The sequence below is a fragment of the Pseudomonas sp. FG98 genome (assembly GCF_057808595.1).
The window spans coordinates 18,613-35,051 of sequence record NZ_JBMDIJ010000052.1; the positions used below are offsets into that span (position 1 = coordinate 18,613).

The 16,439-nt window shown below is 65.6% G+C and carries 17 protein-coding genes and 1 pseudogene; 4 read left to right on the forward strand and 14 right to left on the reverse strand.

From position 1 onward, the window contains the following. Window positions 1-10 precede the first annotated feature (10 nt). The 7 genes and pseudogenes from ACODSK_RS23450 to paaA form a co-directional block, all read right to left on the reverse strand. Window positions 11-1,579: pseudogene (locus ACODSK_RS23450) on the reverse strand (cation acetate symporter); the annotation flags it as partial. Further along, entirely contained in the window at window positions 1,570-1,878 is a 309-nt protein-coding gene (locus ACODSK_RS23455) for a DUF485 domain-containing protein (RefSeq protein ID WP_489019476.1), read from the reverse strand. The pseudogene ACODSK_RS23450 and the gene ACODSK_RS23455, both read right to left, overlap by 10 nt. 157 nt (window positions 1,879-2,035) lie before the next feature. Further along, window positions 2,036-3,112, reverse strand: coding sequence for a 1,2-phenylacetyl-CoA epoxidase subunit PaaE (gene paaE, locus ACODSK_RS23460; protein WP_489019477.1), 1,077 nt, complete (start codon window positions 3,110-3,112; stop codon window positions 2,036-2,038). Window positions 3,113-3,133: 21 nt separating this feature from the next. Continuing rightward, the gene (paaD, locus tag ACODSK_RS23465) at window positions 3,134-3,667 is read right to left on the reverse strand and encodes a 1,2-phenylacetyl-CoA epoxidase subunit PaaD (RefSeq protein WP_489019478.1); all 534 of its coding nucleotides are present in this window, start codon (window positions 3,665-3,667) and stop codon (window positions 3,134-3,136) included. After that, complete coding sequence (gene paaC, locus ACODSK_RS23470; RefSeq protein ID WP_489019479.1) at window positions 3,654-4,409, reverse strand: 1,2-phenylacetyl-CoA epoxidase subunit PaaC; 756 nt, start codon at window positions 4,407-4,409, stop codon at window positions 3,654-3,656. The genes paaD and paaC overlap by 14 nt, the downstream gene beginning before the upstream one ends. An 11-nt stretch (window positions 4,410-4,420) precedes the next feature. Next, window positions 4,421-4,702: a 1,2-phenylacetyl-CoA epoxidase subunit PaaB gene (gene paaB / locus ACODSK_RS23475; protein ID WP_075804132.1), complete on the reverse strand. Its 282-nt coding sequence runs from the start codon at window positions 4,700-4,702 to the stop codon at window positions 4,421-4,423. 23 nt (window positions 4,703-4,725) lie between these two features. After that, a complete protein-coding gene (gene paaA / locus ACODSK_RS23480; RefSeq protein ID WP_489019480.1) occupies window positions 4,726-5,727 on the reverse strand; it encodes a 1,2-phenylacetyl-CoA epoxidase subunit PaaA in 1,002 nt (333 codons plus the stop codon). A 201-nt stretch (window positions 5,728-5,928) separates the two neighbouring features. Between paaA and ACODSK_RS23485 the strand changes: the two genes are divergently transcribed. Together ACODSK_RS23485 and ACODSK_RS23490 are read left to right on the forward strand one after the other, a co-directional pair. Beyond that, window positions 5,929-6,504, forward strand: a complete 576-nt coding sequence (locus ACODSK_RS23485) for an NAD(P)H-dependent oxidoreductase (protein ID WP_489019481.1) — start codon at window positions 5,929-5,931, stop codon at window positions 6,502-6,504. A gap of 3 nt (window positions 6,505-6,507) precedes the next feature. Next, window positions 6,508-7,083 (forward strand): TetR/AcrR family transcriptional regulator, encoded by a 576-nt coding sequence (locus ACODSK_RS23490; protein WP_489019482.1) that lies wholly within the window; start codon window positions 6,508-6,510, stop codon window positions 7,081-7,083. A gap of 111 nt (window positions 7,084-7,194) precedes the next feature. Here the strand turns inward: ACODSK_RS23490 and paaK are convergent, their stop codons facing one another. The 6 genes from paaK to paaF form a co-directional block, all read right to left on the reverse strand. Further along, complete coding sequence (paaK, locus tag ACODSK_RS23495) at window positions 7,195-8,514, reverse strand: phenylacetate--CoA ligase PaaK (RefSeq protein ID WP_489019483.1); 1,320 nt, start codon at window positions 8,512-8,514, stop codon at window positions 7,195-7,197. Between the two features lie 73 nt (window positions 8,515-8,587). Continuing rightward, a complete protein-coding gene (gene pcaF, locus ACODSK_RS23500; RefSeq protein ID WP_489019484.1) occupies window positions 8,588-9,799 on the reverse strand; it encodes a 3-oxoadipyl-CoA thiolase in 1,212 nt (403 codons plus the stop codon). Beyond that, window positions 9,796-10,236, reverse strand: a complete 441-nt coding sequence (gene paaI / locus ACODSK_RS23505; protein WP_489019485.1) for a hydroxyphenylacetyl-CoA thioesterase PaaI — start codon at window positions 10,234-10,236, stop codon at window positions 9,796-9,798. The genes pcaF and paaI overlap by 4 nt, the downstream gene beginning before the upstream one ends. Beyond that, complete coding sequence (gene paaH, locus ACODSK_RS23510; protein ID WP_489019486.1) at window positions 10,229-11,746, reverse strand: 3-hydroxyacyl-CoA dehydrogenase PaaH; 1,518 nt, start codon at window positions 11,744-11,746, stop codon at window positions 10,229-10,231. Before paaH ends, paaI begins: the two co-directional genes overlap by 8 nt. Window positions 11,747-11,750: 4 nt before the next feature. Beyond that, window positions 11,751-12,542, reverse strand: a complete 792-nt coding sequence (paaG, locus tag ACODSK_RS23515) for a 2-(1,2-epoxy-1,2-dihydrophenyl)acetyl-CoA isomerase PaaG (protein WP_489019487.1) — start codon at window positions 12,540-12,542, stop codon at window positions 11,751-11,753. Window positions 12,543-12,554: 12 nt separating this feature from the next. Then, window positions 12,555-13,325, reverse strand: coding sequence for a 2,3-dehydroadipyl-CoA hydratase PaaF (gene paaF / locus ACODSK_RS23520; RefSeq protein ID WP_489019488.1), 771 nt, complete (start codon window positions 13,323-13,325; stop codon window positions 12,555-12,557). 241 nt (window positions 13,326-13,566) lie between these two features. Between paaF and paaY the strand changes: the two genes are divergently transcribed. Both paaY and paaX read left to right on the forward strand, forming a co-directional pair. Then, entirely contained in the window at window positions 13,567-14,166 is a 600-nt protein-coding gene (gene paaY / locus ACODSK_RS23525; protein WP_489019489.1) for a phenylacetic acid degradation protein PaaY, read from the forward strand. A gap of 76 nt (window positions 14,167-14,242) precedes the next feature. Beyond that, the gene (gene paaX / locus ACODSK_RS23530) at window positions 14,243-15,166 is read left to right on the forward strand and encodes a phenylacetic acid degradation operon negative regulatory protein PaaX (RefSeq protein ID WP_489019490.1); all 924 of its coding nucleotides are present in this window, start codon (window positions 14,243-14,245) and stop codon (window positions 15,164-15,166) included. A gap of 111 nt (window positions 15,167-15,277) precedes the next feature. Here the strand turns inward: paaX and ACODSK_RS23535 are convergent, their stop codons facing one another. After that, the gene (locus ACODSK_RS23535) at window positions 15,278-16,378 is read right to left on the reverse strand and encodes a GGDEF domain-containing protein (RefSeq protein WP_489019491.1); all 1,101 of its coding nucleotides are present in this window, start codon (window positions 16,376-16,378) and stop codon (window positions 15,278-15,280) included. Window positions 16,379-16,439: the final 61 nt, after the last annotated feature.

Here is a 16,439-nt window from a genome sequence, read left to right on the forward strand (position 1 = left end):
GTTTTCTTGATTAGTGTTTTGCCGCGCCGGCTGCGCCGATGCCGGTCATGGAACGGATGAACTGCGCCAGGTAGCGGCCGCGCTCTTCGCTGGCCTGGGCTGAGCGGTCGGTCACCGAGAACGCCCAGGCGGCGAGGAAGGCCGCGCTCATGGAGAACAGCGCCGGGTTGGAGTAGGGGAACAGCGCCTTGTCGTGATGTAGGACGTTGACCCACACCACCGGGCTCAACACCAGCAGGATCACCGCCGAGACCAGGCCCGCCAGGCTGCCGGCCACGGCGCCACGGGTGGTCAGGCCTTTCCAGAACATCGACAGGAACAGCACCGGGAAGTTGACCGAGGCGGCGATGGCCAGTACCAGGCCGGAGAGGAAGGCGATGTTCTGCGACTCGAACATCAGGCCGAGGATGATCGCCAGCACGCCGATCACCAGGGTGGCGACGCGGGAGACGCGGATTTCTTCCTGTTCGCTGGCCTTGCCCTTGCGCACCACGCAGGCATAGATGTCATGGGACACCGCCGAAGCGCCGGACAGCGCCAGGCCGGCGACCACGGCGAGGATGGTGGCGAAGGCCACCGCCGAGATGAAGCCGAGGAACAGGTTGCCGCCCACGGCCTGGGCCAGGTGCACGGCGATCATGTTGCCGCCGCCGATGATTGCGCCGCTGGCGTCGCGGTAGGCCGGTTCGGTACCGACCATGACGATGGCGCCGAAGCCGATGACGATCAGCAGCAGGTAGAAGTAGCCGATGAAACCGGTGGCGTAGAACACCGACTTACGCGCTTCCTTGGCATCGCTGACGGTAAAGAAACGCATCAGGATATGCGGCAGGCCGGCGGTGCCGAACATCATGCCCAGACCGAGGGAAATGGCGTCCACCGGGTTCGACAGCAAGCCGCCCGGAGCCATGATCGCGGTGCCCTTGGCGTGCACGGCGGCGGCGCTGGCGAACATCGCCTCGGTGCTGAAACCGAAGTGCTTGAGCACCATGAAGGCCATGAAGGTGGTGCCGGACAGCAGCATCACCGCCTTGATGATCTGCACCCAGGTGGTGGCGAGCATGCCGCCGAAGGTCACGTAGAACACCATCAGCACACCGACCAGCATCACTGCGTACAGGTAGCTGATGCCGAACAGCAGCTCGATCAGCTTGCCGGCGCCGACCATCTGCGCCACCAGGTACAGCAGGGCCACGGTCAGGGTGCCGAAGGCCGAGGTCAGGCGTACCGGGGTCTGCGCCAGGCGGTAGGAAACCACGTCGGCGAAGGTGTATTTGCCCAGGTTGCGCAGACGTTCGGCGATCAGGAACAGGATGATCGGCCAGCCGGCAAGCACGCCGAGGGCGTAGAGCAGGCCGTCGTAGCCGTTGAGGAACATCATCGCCGAGATGCCGAGGAAGGACGCCGCGCTGATCATGTCGCCAGCGATGGCCAGGCCGTTCTGCATCCCGGTCAGGCCGCCGCCGGCGGTATAGAAGTCGCTGGCCGAGCGGGTGCGCAGGGCGGCCCAGCGGGTCACGCCGAGGGTGAAGACGACGAACAGCAGGAACATGCCGATGGCGGTCCAGTTCATTGCGCGCACTCCTGCTTGACCTTGTCGTTGAGCGGATCGAGGACGTTATTGGCGCGGTACACGTAGATACCGGTGAGGGCGAAGGACAGCAGGACGATCAGCACGCCCACCAGCATGCCGACGCTGGTCACGCCGCCGCTGAGGGACTGGCCGAGGGTGCTGGGGGAAAAGGCCACGAGCAGGACGAAGCCGTAGTAGATCACCAGCATGGCGGCGGTCAGGCTGCCGTTGAGGCGGCGCTTGCGCCGCACCAGTTGCTGGAAGTCGGGGTGGTTGCTGATGGATTCGATATGACTGGGAGTCATGGTGTGGGCGCTCTCTTGATCTTGTTGTAGTTGTTGTGTGATTCACGCTTGGGTATTGCTTTTGCGGCCTCATCGCTGGCAAGCCAGCTCCCACAGGTCTGGCGGTGCACTCGATCCCTGTGGGAGCTGGCTTGCCAGCGATAGGGCCGGAACAGGCTCAGAGCTGGTCGAAGTCCAGCACCACTCGCTCACTCACCGGGTAGCTCTGGCACGACAGCACATACCCGGCCGCCACTTCGTAGTCCTCCAGGGCATGGTTGCTGTCCATCTCCACCTCGCCCTCGATCACCTTGCACTTGCAGGTCGAGCACACCCCGGCCTTGCACGAGTAGGGCAGTTCGGCGCCGATGGCGTTGCCGGCATCCAGCACACTCTGGCTGTTGCGCGGCAGGTCGAAGGACAGCGCGCGGCCATCGCTGATCACGGTGATCTGGCTTACCGCCGAATCCACCTGGCGCGCGGCCTCGCGGGCCTGGCGACGCTCGTCGCTGCCGGCGGCGGCAAACAGTTCGAAATGGATGCGCTCGGTAGCCATGCCGCGTGCCTTGAGGGCATCGCGCACGGTCTCGGTCATCGCCTGCGGGCCGCAGATAAACGCGGCCTCCAGCTGCGGCACGTCGAGCCAGCGGCTGAACAGCTGCTCGCACTTGTCCGCATCGATGCGGCCGTTGTACAGGTCGATGTCCTGCTGCTCGCGGCTGAACACGAAGATCAGGTTGAGGCGTTGCAGGTAGCGGTTCTTCAGGTCTTCCAGCTGCTCGCGGAACAGCGCCGAGCCGCTGGCGCGGTTGCCGTAGAGCAGGGTGAAGCGGCTGTTCGGCTCGGCTTCCAGGGTGGTCTTGACGATCGACAGGATCGGCGTGATGCCGCTGCCCGCCGCCACTGCCAGGTAGTGGCCGTGGCGCGCCGGGTCGAGCGGCACGTGGAAGCTGCCGGAAGGCGGCATCACGTCGATCACGTCACCGGCCGCCAGCACTTCGTTGGCGAAGGCGGAAAAACGCCCGCCGGCGACCTTCTTCACCGCGACGCGCAGTTCGCCGTCGTTGATCCCGGTGCAGATCGAGTAGGAGCGGCGCACCTCTTCATCGTCGAGACGGGTACGCAGCACCAGGTACTGGCCCTGGGTGAAACGGAAGGTCTCGCCCAGCTCGCCCGGCACGTCGAACAGGATCGACACGGCGTCGCGGGTTTCGTTGCGCACTTGCTTGACGGTCAGGCTATGGAACTGGCTCATGGGAAATTCTCCAGCAAGCGCTCAGATGCACTTGAAATAATCGAAGGGCTCGCGGCAGTCGCAGCAGCGGTACAGGGCCTTGCAGGCGGTCGAGCCGAACTCGCTGAGCACCTCGGTGTGGGTGCTGCCGCACTGCGGGCAGGCGATCACATCGGGTTCGCCGAGCAGGCTGCGCTTGTTCGAACTGCCGGCCGGCGCGGCGATGCCGTAGGCACGCAGGCGTTCACGGCCGCTGGCGCTGATCCAGTCGGTGGTCCAGGCCGGGCTGAGCTGGCGGTTCAGCGCCGGCGCGGCGAACCCCGCCTGTTCCAGAGCGCTGCAGATGTCCTGCTCGATCACCTCGGTGGCCGGGCAGCCGGAGTAGGTCGGGGTCACGGTCACCCGCAGGTGGCCGTCGGCCCAGTCCAGGTCGCGGACGATGCCCAGCTCGACCACGCTGACTACCGGCACTTCCGGGTCCATGACCTGTTCCAGCACCGTCCAGGCCTGGCTCAGGTCGTCGGGCCGCGACGCACGGGCGCCGCGGTCGCTGGCGATCAGCTCACCAGGTCGCATCGGGGTAGGCTCGGGGCAGGGACTGCATTTCCGCCAGCAGCAGGCCGAGGTGCTCGCTGTGCACGCCCTGGCGACCGCTGAGGTAGAAGTGACTGGCCGGCAGCGGCACCGGCAGGGTGGCGCGCTCGAAGGTGGCTTCGACCTGTGCCTGCCAATCCAGGGCGACCTGCTCGGGATTGCCGATCACCCCGGCCTGGAACAGGCGCTGTTCGACCGCATCGGCGTCCACCAGCTCGACGGTGAAACGCCAGACCTGGGGCAGGGCGGCGAGCATGCGCTGGCGGCTGAGCTCGGTGCCGTCGCCCAGGCGCTCGACCCACTCGCCGGAACGGCGCAGGTGGTAGGTGACTTCCTTCAGCGCCTTGGCCGCGATGCCCTGGATGCGCTCGTCGCTGGAGCGGCACAGGCCCTGCAGCACGGCGAAATGCCAGGCGTCGTAGAAGAACTGCTTGAGGATGGTTACCGCGTAGTCGCCGTTGGGCTGTTCCACCAGCAGCAGGTTGCGGTAGGCGCGCTCGTCGCGGCGGAACACCAGGTGATCGGCATCGCGGCCGTCGGCGCCCAGTTCGGCGGCATATTCCAGCCAGTTGCGGGCCTGGCCGACCAGGTCGAGGCCGACGTTCATCAGCGCCAGCTCTTCTTCCAGCGCCGGGGCGCGGCCGCACCACTGGCACAGGCGCTGGGCCTGGACCATGGCGCTGTCGCCCAGGCGCAGCAGGTACTGGATCAGATCCCCGTTCATGGCAGAAGTCATTACATGTGCCCCACTTCGGCCGGCAGCTCGTAGAAGCTGGCGTGGCGATAGATCTTGTCTTCCGACGGTGCGAACAGCGGGTCCTTCTCGTCCGGCGAAGAGGCGGTGATCAGCGCCGAGGGCACTACCCACAGGCTCACGCCCTCGTTGCGCCGGGTGTACAGCTCGCGGGCGTTCTCGATGGCCATGGCGGCATCGGCGGCATGCACGCTGCCGACATGCTTGTGGTTAAGCCCGTGCTTGCTGCGCACGAACACTTCGAACAGGGTCCATTCGGACATGGCGATTTCTCCTCGGGCGGCGCTCAGGCGGCGTTCTTGTTGGCTTTTTTGCGGGCGTTCTTTTGTGCATGAGCGACGGCGGCTTCGCGGACCCAGGCGCCATCCTCGATGGCCTGGCGGCGGGTGGCGACCCGCTCCTGGTTGCATGGGCCGTTGCCCTTGAGCACTTCGTAGAATTCGTCCCACTGGATCTGGCCGAAGTCGTAGTGGCCGCGCTCGGCGTTCCACTTCAGCTCCGGATCAGGGGCGGTGCAGCCGAGCAGTTCCAGTTGCGGCACGGTCTGGTCGATGAAGCGCTGGCGCAGTTCGTCGTTGCTCTGGCGCTTGATCTTCCAGGCCATGGACTGGGCGCTGTTGGGCGAGTGTTCGTCGCTCGGGCCGAACATCATCAGCGATGGCCACCACAGGCGGTTGATGGCGTCCTGGACCATGTCCTTCTGCGCCTGGGTGCCCTCGCGCATCATGGTCAGGAGGATTTCGTAGCCCTGGCGCTGGTGGAAGCTCTCTTCCTTGCAAATGCGGACCATCGCCCGCGAGTAGGGGCCGTAGCTGGTGCGCTGGAGCACTACCTGGTTGACGATGGCGGCACCATCCACCAGCCAGCCCACCGCGCCGACATCGGCCCAGCTCAGGGTCGGATAGTTGAAGATGCTGGAATATTTTGCTTTTCCGCTGTGAAGCTTTTCAATTTCCGTATCACGATCGGCGCCCAGGGTCTCCATGGCGCTGTACAGGTACAGGCCATGCCCGGCCTCGTCCTGGATCTTCGCCATCAGTTGCAGCTTGCGCTTGAGCGACGGGGCGCGAGTGACCCAGTTGCCTTCCGGCAGCATGCCGACGATTTCCGAGTGGGCGTGCTGCGAAATCTGCCGGATCAGCGTTTGCCGATAGGCATCGGGCATCCAGTTCTTGGCTTCGATCTTGATCTCGGCATCGATGCGCTCCTGGAAGGCGCGCTCCTGTGCGGACATCTCGTCGAGGGTCTTCAGGCGCTTGACGCCGGTTTCGACCAATTGTGCGTACATATGTGTCTCCCGCCTTTTTGTCATGGGGGCTTCGGGGCGTGGATACAGTTATAAGTGATACAAAACAAAATATCAAACATAAAAAATGGTGTCGCAATTGAATTGTGTATCGAATTGACCGGTTCGCGGGTGCGGGTTGTTCTATGTACTTATAGTATGTACTTTTGGTACATCGATTCGACCTTCGCAGGAGTTCATCCCATGCATGCCTTGATCGTGGTTTCCCATCCGGACAAGCAGTCCCTGACCCACACCGTCGCCGCCGAACTGGCTGCGCATATCCCCCAGGCTCACGGCTTCGAGATAGCCGATCTGCATGCCGAGGGCTTCGACCCGCGCTTCAATGCCGAGGACCTCGGCTTGTTCCGCAACCAGTCCCCGCTTGCCGGCGATGTGCTCGCCGAGCAGGCGCGCATCGACCGGGCCGATGCCCTGGTGCTGGTCTATCCGGTGTACTGGTGGTCGTTCCCCGGCGTGCTCAAGGGCTGGATCGACCGCGTTTTCACCAGCGGCTGGGCCTACGACCAGGCCGAGCAGGGCCTGCTGCAGCGTCTGCCGGTGCACCTGGTGGCGCTGGCCGGGGCAGGGCCGCGCACCTATGACAAGCACGGCTATGCCGTGGCCATGCACACCCAGATCGAGCACGGGATCTTTGGCTATTGCGGCGCGCGGGTGGCATCCTCGACGCTTTTGACCCAGGCCGATGACGACTTTCCCCAAGGTCACCTGGACGCGGCGCGGCGTATTGGCCGCGAGCTGTTCACGCAGAGGAGTTGATGCATGTCCGATACCCGCAAGCGCCTGAGCCGGGAGCAGCGCCTGGAGCAATTGCTGGAGGTTGCCCGGCAACTGATCGCCGAGGAGGGCAGCGATGCCCTGAGCCTGGGGCGCCTGGCCGAAGCGGCGGGGATCACCAAGCCCACGGTGTACGACCACTTCGGTACCCGGGAAGGCCTGCTGACTGCGCTGTACCGGGATTTCGAAGTGCGCCAGAACCGGCTGATCGATGCGGCCATGGCGGCGGGAGAAGCAAGCCTGGAAGGCAAGGCGCGGGCGATCGCCGACAGCTATGTCGATTGCGTACTGGCCGAAGGGCGGGAGATTCCCGGGGTGCTGGCGGCGCTGGAAGGCTCGCCGGAGCTGGCCCGGCTCAAGCGCGAATGCCAGCTGGAGTTTCTCGACAAATGCCGCGCGGTGCTTGGGCCGTTCGCCGGGACACTGTCTACGGCTGGGCTATGGGGCATGCTCGGTGCCGCCGATGCCTTGTCCGGGGCGGCGGTGGCCGGGGAGATCGAGGATGGGCAGGCGCGGGATGAGTTGTTTGCGGTGATTGTCGGGCTGGTAAGCAGGAGCTGAATTTCCAGTCGAGGCTGATGGCCTCATCGCCGGCAATGCCGGCTCCCACAGGTATTGCGTACACCGCCGAACCCTGTGGGAGCTGGCGTTGCCAGCGATGAGGCCGGCAAGTCAGGCTTGTTGCTTGCGCTTGTCATACACATGACAAGCCTTGCCCTCCGACCGTTTGATCGAGTACGCCGGCTGCAACACGATCCGCGAGCTGATGCCGATATGGGTCTTGATATGCCGGCCCAGCTCCGAGCACACCTCTTTCTGTTGCGCCTCGCCCAGGTGCTGGTGCTCGCCGCGCAGTTCGACGTGGATATCGATGCTGTCGAGGTTGCCGTTGCGGTACAGGTGGATCTCGTAGCACTCGGCAAGCTGCTTGACCTTGAGCACCTGCTCCTCGACCTGGGTCGGGAACACGTTGACCCCGCGGATGATCAGCATGTCGTCGCTGCGTCCGGTGATCTTGTCGATGCGCCGCATCGGTCGCGCCGTGCCCGGCAGCAGGCGGGTCAGGTCGCGGGTGCGGTAGCGCACCATGGGCAGTGCCTCCTTGCTCAGGGTGGTGAACACCAGTTCGCCCAGTTCGCCGTCCGGCAGCACTTCGCCGGTCACCGGGTCGATGATTTCCGGGTAGAAATGGTCTTCCCACACAGTCGGTCCGTCGCGGCTCTCGGCGCATTCCATGGCCACGCCCGGGCCCATGATTTCCGACAGCCCATAGATGTCCAGAGCGGTGATGCCCAGGCGTGCCTCGATCGACGCGCGCAGCTCCGGGGTCCACGGCTCGGCACCGAAGATGCCCAGGCGCAGGGCCAGTTTGTGCGGGTCGATGCCCTGGCGCTCGATCTCGTCGGCCAGATTGAGCATGTACGAGGGGGTGACCATGATGATGTCCGGCTGGAAATCACGGATCAGCTGCACCTGCTTTTCGGTCTGGCCGCCGGACATGGGGATCACCGTGCAGCCCAGGCGCTCGGCACCGTAGTGCGCGCCGAGGCCGCCGGTGAACAGGCCATAGCCATACGACACATGCACCTTGTCACCCTTGCGCCCGCCCGCGGCGCGGATCGAGCGGGCCACCAGGTCGGCCCAGGTATCGATGTCCTTCTGCGTGTAGCCGACCACCGTCGGTTTGCCGGTGGTGCCGCTGGAGGCGTGCAGGCGCACGATGTCGTGCTGGGGCACGGCGAACATGCCGAACGGGTAGTTGTCGCGCAGGTCGTTTTTCACGGTGAAAGGGAATTTCGCCAGGTCGGCGAAATCCTTCAGGTCGGACGGGTGCACACCCAGCTCATCGAAGCGCTGGCGGTACATCGGCACGTTCTGATACGCGTGTTCCAGGCTCCAGCGCAGGCGTTCCAGCTGGTGGGCGCGGAGCTGGTCGACGCTGGCGGTTTCCATCGGGTCGAGCACGGAGGCGGGGGCAAGCTGCATGTTCATGGGTTCACTCTGCATGTTGTTCTTGTGAGTGCATGGCGCCAAGCATAACCCGGCGCCCGGGAGCGTTTGTCAGTCAGTGGTCGAGTCGTTCGATGATCAGCGCCAGGCCCTGGCCGACACCGATGCACAGGGTGCACAGGGCGTAGCGGCCCTGGCGCCGTTCCAGTTCGTGCAGGGCGGTAGTGACCAGGCGCGCGCCGCTCATGCCCAGCGGGTGACCGAGGGCGATGGCACCACCGTTGGGGTTGACCCGTGGATCGTCGTCGGCCACCCCCAGTTCGCGCAGCACAGCCAGGCCCTGGGCGGCGAAGGCTTCGTTGAGTTCGATCACGTCCATGTCGGTCAGGGCCAGGCCGGTCAGTTCCAGTACCTTGTGGGTCGCCGGGACCGGGCCGATACCCATGATCCGTGGCTCGACCCCGGCGCTGGCCATGCCGAGCACCCGACCGCGAGCCTTCAGGCCGTAGCGATTGGCAACTTCCGCACTGGCCAGGAGCACGGCGCAGGCGCCGTCGTTGACCCCCGAGGCGTTGCCGGCGGTGATGCTGCCACCCTCGCGGAATGGCGTGCCCAGGCGCTGCAACTGCTCCAGGGTGGTATCGCCGCGCGGGTGTTCGTCATGCTCGACCAGCTTGTCCGGCCCTTTGCGCTGGGGGATCCGCACCGCAACGATCTCTTCCGCCAGGCGCCCGCTGGCCTGGGCCGCGCCGGCGCGTTGCTGGCTGCGCAGGGCGAAAGCGTCCTGGTCGGCGCGGCTGATATTGAACTGCTCGGCCACGTTCTCGGCGGTCTCCGGCATGCTATCGATGCCGTATTGCCGCTCCATCAACGGATTTACGAAGCGCCAGCCGATGGTGGTGTCGAACAGCTCGGCCTGGCGGGAGAAGGCGGTCTCGGCCTTGCCCATCACCAGCGGCGCACGGGACATCGACTCGACGCCGCCGGCCAGCACCAGCCCGGCCTCGCCACAGCGGATCGCCCGCGCCGCCGCGCCTACCGCTTCCAGGCCGGAAGCGCAGAGACGATTGAGGGTCACTCCGGGCACGCTGACCGGCAGCCCGGCCAGCAGCGAGGCCATGCGCGCGACGTTGCGGTTGTCCTCGCCGGCCTGGTTGGCGCAGCCGTAGACCACTTCGTCGACCTGGCTCCAGTCCACCTGGGGGTGGCGCTCCATCAAGGCGCGCAGGGGGATTGCACCGAGGTCGTCGGCACGCACCGCGCTGAGGGCGCCGGCATAACGGCCGATGGGCGTGCGCACGGCATCGATGATCAGGGCATCTTTCATTTCAGGGTTTCCTCCGCGAGCACGGTGCCGCGTATCTGGTAGGACTTGCCACGGAACAGGGCGATCAACTGGCCGTGCTGATTGTCGATGCGCACGTCGTAGACGCCGGTGCGTTTGCCCCGGCTCAGTTCGTTGCAGGTGGCGGTCAGGGTGTCGCCTTCGAAGGCCGGAGCGACGTAGTCGATGCTGCAGCCCTGGGCCACGGTGGCGGCGTTGTGGCTGTTGCAGGCAAAGGCGAAGGCCGAGTCGGCCAGGGCGAAGAGGAAGCCGCCGTGGCAGGTGTTGTGGCCCTGGAGCATGTCGGCGCGCACGCTCATGCCCACGGTGGCGCTGCCCGGGCCGCTGGCCAGCAGGCGCATGCCCAGGCCCTGGCTGGCGGCGTCGCGGTCATACAGGGCCTGGGCGCAGCGGCTGGCCAGATCCAGACGGTCATTCATGAAAAGGCACTCCTTCGGCCAGTTGCCGACGCAGTTGCAGGGAAGGGCGGTAGCGTTCCTCGCCGTAGGCGCCTTGCAGGTGGTCGAGCACCCGCACCAGAGTCGCCGCACCGAGGCGATCGGCCCAGGCCAGCGGCCCGCAGGGGTAATTGACCCCGGCGCGCATGGCCAGGTCGATATCCGCCGCCGAAGCCACCCCTTGCAGCAGGGCATCGGCGGCTTCGTTGGCGAGCATGGCCACGGTGCGCAGTACGCACAGGGCAGGGCTGTCGCGCAGCGCGGTGACGGCGATTCCGGCCTTGGCCAGCAGGGCGACGACCTGGTCCACGGCCTGGGGCGAGGTGGTGGCCGACCAGCTGATGGCAAGGCGGCGGCAGCTGCGGTAGTCCAGTGCCAGGTCGAGCAGTACCAGGTTGCTCAAGCCTTCGTCGGCGCTGCGCTGGCTGGCCAGGCGACCATCGCTGAGGGCGACGGTGGCTTCGCCGACCCGCAGCAGACCGCGACCGGCGCGCTGGCTGATCTTTATTTCATGGTCCGTCAGGCGTTCCAGCAGCGGCTGCAACAGTCCGGTATCGCCTTCGACAATCACCTGCGGCACAGGCGTCGTGCTGTCCAGTGTCAACGGCTGCGGCCGTACTGCGCCGTCGCGGTAGTCATAGAAGCCGCGCCCGCTCTTGCGCCCGAAGTGGCCGGCGTCCACCAGTTCTTTCTGGATCTGCGAGGGCTGGAAGCGCATGTCCTGGTAATAGGCGTCGAACACCGAGCAGGTCACCGCGTAGTTGACGTCGTGGCCGATCAGGTCGGTCAGCTCGAAGGCGCCCATGGCAAAACCGCCGGCCTCGCGCAGCAGTGCGTCGAGGCTGGCGCAGTCGGCGGCGCCTTCCTGCAGCAGGCGCAGGCTCTCGGCGTAGAACGGTCGGGCCACGCGGTTGACGATAAAGCCCGGGGTCGAACGGGCCAGCACCGGCTTCTTGCCCCAGGCCTGGGCGGTGGCGAGCACCGTGGCGACCACGTTGGCGTCGCTGGCCAGGCCCTGGATCACCTCCACCAGTTGCATCACCGGCGCCGGATTGAAGAAGTGCATGCCCACCAAGCGCTCCGGACGCTGCATGCCGGCGCCGAGGCGGGTGATGGAGATCGACGAGGTGTTGCTGGCGAGGATGCACTCCGGCGCGCACAGGGCTTCCAGTTGGCGCAGCAGGGCCTGCTTGATTTCCAGGTTCTCGATGATGGCCTCGATCACCAGGCCGGCATCGGCCAATTGTTCCAGGTTGTCTGCCGGGACCAGCGCGGCCAGGCAGGCTTCGCGGGCGCTGGCGGCCAGCTTGCCGTTGGCGACGCGCTTGTCCAGTTGCTTGCCGATGCCCTCGATGGCCTGGGCAGCGGCGCCCGGGCGATTGTCGTAGAGCCAGACCCGGTGCCCGGCGCTGGCCGCGACCTGGGCGATGCCGGCACCCATGGCCCCGGCACCGATGACCGCCACCGGCACGCTTGTGTTCAGTGCGCTCATCGCTTCAGTACCCCTTGAACGCTGGCGTGCGTTTTTCCATGAAGGCGGCGACGCCTTCGCGGTAGTCCTCGCTGCGCCCGGCCAGGCGTTGCAGATCGCGCTCCAGGGTCAGTTGCTCCTCGAAACTGTTGTCCAGGCTGGCATGCAGGCTGCGCTTGATCAGGCCCAGGCCGTAGGTGGGCTGGGTCGCCAGTTGGCGGGCGAGGGCGATGGCCTGGTCGCGCAGTTCGGCATCGTCCACCACCTTGTAGATCAGCCCCCATTCCAGGGCCTGTTCGGCGCTCAGGCGCTCGCCCAGCAGGGTCAGGGCCTTGGCCCGGGCCATGCCGACCAGGCGTGGCAGCGCCCAGGTGCCGGCGGAATCGGGGATCAGGCCGATCCTGCAGAAGGCCTGGATAAAGCTGGCGGAGCGCGCGGCCAGGACCAGGTCGCAGGCCAGCGGGATATTCGCCCCGGCCCCGGCGGCCACGCCGTTGACCGCGCAGATCACCGGGATCGGCAGCTCGCGCAGGGTGCGGATCAGCGGGTTGTAGAAACGCTCGATGGACAGGCCCAGGTCGGGCATCTCGGCGCCAGGGGCGACATTGCGGTCGCTCAGGTCCTGGCCGGCGCAGAAGCCACGGCCCTCGCCGGTGAGCAGCAGGACGCGGACCTCGGCGCTGTTCTGCACGGTCTTCAGCGCCTCGCGCACTTCCTGGTGCATCAGGGTGTTGAAGCTGTTCAGTTGCTCGGGGCGATTCAGGCACAGGGTGGCGACCCCGGCTTCGATGGAAAACAGGATGTGCTGGTAACTCATGACGGGGTCCTCTTAGCAGCCCTTGAAGGCGGCCTGGCGTTTTTCCTGGAAGGCGCGGATGCCTTCGTTGCGGTCGGCGGTGCCGGCCAGCAGGGTGAAAGCGTGGCGTTCGAAGCGCAGGCCGCTGGCCAGGTCGAGGTCCTGGGCCTTGAGTACGGCTTCCTTGGCCAGGCGCACGGCCAGCGGCGCCTTGGCGGCAATACGCTGGGCGATCTGCAGGGCGCGTTCGACGGTGAATTCCGGTTGGGTGATTTCGCTGACCAGGCCGGCTTCGAGGGCGCGGCGGGCGCTGATCGACTCGCCGGCGAGGACCATCTGCATCGCCAGCGACTTGCCCACCGCATGCAGCAGACGCTGGGTGCCGCCGGCGCCGGGCATGATCCCCAGGTTGATTTCCGGCTGGCCGAACTGGGCGTCGCTGCCGGCGATGAGGATGTCGGCATGCATGGCCAGTTCGCAGCCGCCGCCCAGGGCGTAGCCGTTGACGGCGGCGATCAGCGGTTTGGGGAAGCGGGTGATCTGCTGCCAGTGCTGCTGGCGCGGGTCGTCGAGCATGCCGACCAGGTCGCGCTCGGCCATTTCGTTGAGATCGGCACCGGCGGCGAAGGCCTTGCGGCTGCCGGTGATGACCACGGCGCGCACGCCCGGATCTTCAGCGCAGCGCTGCAACTCGGTTGCCAGCTCGCCGAGCAGTTCGCTGGTCAGGGCATTCAGTGCATGCGGACGATGCAGGGTGATCAGGCAGGTGGCCTGATGGGCCTGCACCTCGAGGGTGTTCGGCATGACGCGGTTCCTCGCAAGGCGTTGCCTGGCCTCGGGGGCCGGCGTTTTTTATTGGATGGGCTGCTTGGCCCTTTCGCCAGAGTATAGGCATAATGCGATACAGAAAAACAACATAACAAAATAAAAATGTGTCTAATGATCCTGTGTTATTTTGCGGGATCGCCGTTATTACTGAATGAAACCCGCTATTGAGGGTTTTATCTTGCATGCCTGGTGCGTATCGTTTTCGAGGAAATTCGTCATGACTTGTTACAGTATCGATGGCCTGACCCCGGTGGTTCACCCGACCGCCTACGTGCATCCCTCGGCGGTGCTGATCGGCGATGTGATCATTGGCCCGCACTGCTACGTCGGGCCTTTGGCCGCCTTGCGCGGCGATTTCGGGCGGATCGTCCTGGAGGAGGGCGCCAATCTGCAGGACACCTGCGTGATGCACGGCTTCCCGGCCAGCGACACGGTGGTGCAGCGCAACGGCCATGTCGGCCACGGTGCGGTGCTGCACGGTTGCGTGGTGGGCGAGGATGCGCTGATCGGCATGAATGCGGTGATTCTCGACAATGCGCGAATCGCACCGCGCTGTATCGTATCGGCCGGCGCGCTGGTCAAGGCGGGTTTCCAGTGCGAGGAGCAGTCGTTGCTGCTGGGGTCGCCGGCCAAGGTCACCCGGCGCCTGAGCGACGATGAAGTGGCCTGGAAGCAGACCGGTACCCGGGCCTATCAGCAGCTGACTCGGCGCTGTCTTGAAAGCATGCGGGAGTGCACGCCACTGACCGAGATCGAGGCAGGGCGCGGCCGTTACCGCGACGATGCCGTGCGCCCGAAAGTACCGGGTGGCGCCTGAGCCTGCCGGCGCGCCCGGAGCATGGTCATGCTGCGGGCGCGCGGGTATATTCCTTCCTTTTTCGACCGGAACGCCTATGTCGTCCCTCACTCCGCTGGACCACCTGATCGACCGCTTCCAGCAGCAGACCCCGATTCGTGCCAGCTCCCTGATCATCACCCTCTACGGCGATGCCATCGAACCCCGTGGCGGCACCGTCTGGCTCGGCAGCCTGATCCAGCTGCTGGAGCCCATGGGCATCAACGAACGGCTGATCCGCACCTCGATCTTCCGCCTGACCAAGGAAAACTGGCTGACTGCGGAGAAGGTCGGCCGGCGCAGCTACTACAGCCTGACCGGCACCGGGCGGCGGCGTTTCGAGAAGGCCTTCAAGCGGGTCTATGCGGCCAATCCACCAGCCTGGGACGGTTCCTGGTGCCTGGCGATGCTCACCCAGTTGCCCCAGGACAAGCGCAAGCAGGTTCGCGAGGAGCTGGAATGGCAGGGCTTCGGCGCCATCTCCCCGGGCGTGCTGGCCTGTCCGCGCAGCGACCGCGCCGATGTCATGGCCACCCTGCAGGACCTTGGTGCCCAGGAAGAAACCATCCTCTTCGAAACCACCGCTCAGGATGTGCTGGCTTCCAAGGCGCTGCGCATGCAGGTGCGCGAAAGCTGGAAGATCGATGAACTGGCGGCGCACTACAGCGAGTTCATCCAGCTGTTCCGGCCGCTGTGGCAGAGCCTCAAGGAGCAGGCGCAGCTCGATCCCAAGGCCTGCTTCCTGGCCCGGGTGCTGTTGATCCATGAATACCGCAAGCTGCTGCTGCGCGACCCGCAACTGCCGGACGAACTGCTCCCGGGCGACTGGGAAGGCCGGGCGGCGCGGCAGTTGTGCCGGAATATCTACCGGTTGGTGCAGGGGCCGGCGGAGCAGTGGCTGGAGGCGGCGATGGAGACTGCGGATGGGCCGTTGCCGGCGGTGAGCGAGGGGTTCTACAAGCGTTTTGGCGGCTTGGGCTGATAGTCATTTGTTGTTCTTGAGGGCCTCATCGCTGGCAAGCCAGCTCCCACAGTGACCGTGTGCATCGCAGGACCTGTGGGAGCTGGCTTGCCAGCGATGAGGCCCTGAAAATCACCCCGATACTTCAGTTGTATCCCCAACCCACAGCACATACCGATCCTTCCCCGCCCGCTTGGCGTCATACAGCGCGGCATCCGCCCGGCCCAGGGCATTGCCCAGGGTGTCGCCGTCTTCCATGCGGGTCAGGCCGATGCTGACCGTCACCGGATGCTCCCCCGGGGTCTCCCGCACCAGCGTACACAGTGCCGCCACCCTGGCCTCGGTGGCGGCCTGGTCCAGACCCCACAGGTAGACCACGAACTCCTCGCCACCGAGCCGTGCATAGACGAACTCGTTCATGCTGGTGCGGATATTGCCGGCGATGCGCTTGAGCACCACGTCGCCGCTGTCATGGCCGTACTGGTCGTTGACCCTCTTGAAATTGTCCACGTCGATCATCGCCAGGTAGCGCTCCGGGCTTTCGTCGGCATCCTGCATGTGCTGCTCGGCGAGTGCGACGAAGGAGCGGCGGTTGGGGATTTCGGTGAGTACGTCGATATAGGCCTGGTCGAGCAGCAGGCGCGACATGTGGAAGTTCTGCAGCTTGGCCTGGCGCAGCACCACGTAGCTGTAGAAGGTCAGGCCGGTGATGAACGCGGCATAGCTGATGATCATGCAGCCACGCAGGTCGAACAGCTCGGTGCCTTCGGCCTGGAACGGGTTGAGCAGCAGCCAGGTGACCAGCGCCGAAGCGAAGAACGACCAGCGCCGCACCGGCAGGATCGAGATCGAATAGAGAATGCTCGACGCCGCCATGATCAGCCAGGCGGCTTGATGGTCCTCGGGGGTGCCGTCGACCACCAGGCGCACGGCGAAGGCCATCAGGCTGACGAACAGCAGGTTGAGCCAGCTGAAATGCTCGGCTTTGCGCACGAACAGCAGGATCACCGTGAGGATGCCCATGGCGCAGATCAGTGCCGCCGAGCGCCAGGTGAAGCCCTGGCTGCCGATAAAGCTCACCAGCAGATCGAACAGGAACCAGATGCCGATGCTCAGGCAGAACACCAGGATGCAGAAATGCCGCAGTCGTTCGAAATCGTGCTGGCGGAATTCGGCGCGCACTGTCTGCGGGGGCGGGTGATGGCGGACCTGGTTTTCGATGGTTTTGTACATGGCTTGGCTTATTGGTTGTTCGTCAGGGCCCTATCGCCGGCAACGCCGGCTCCCACAGGGT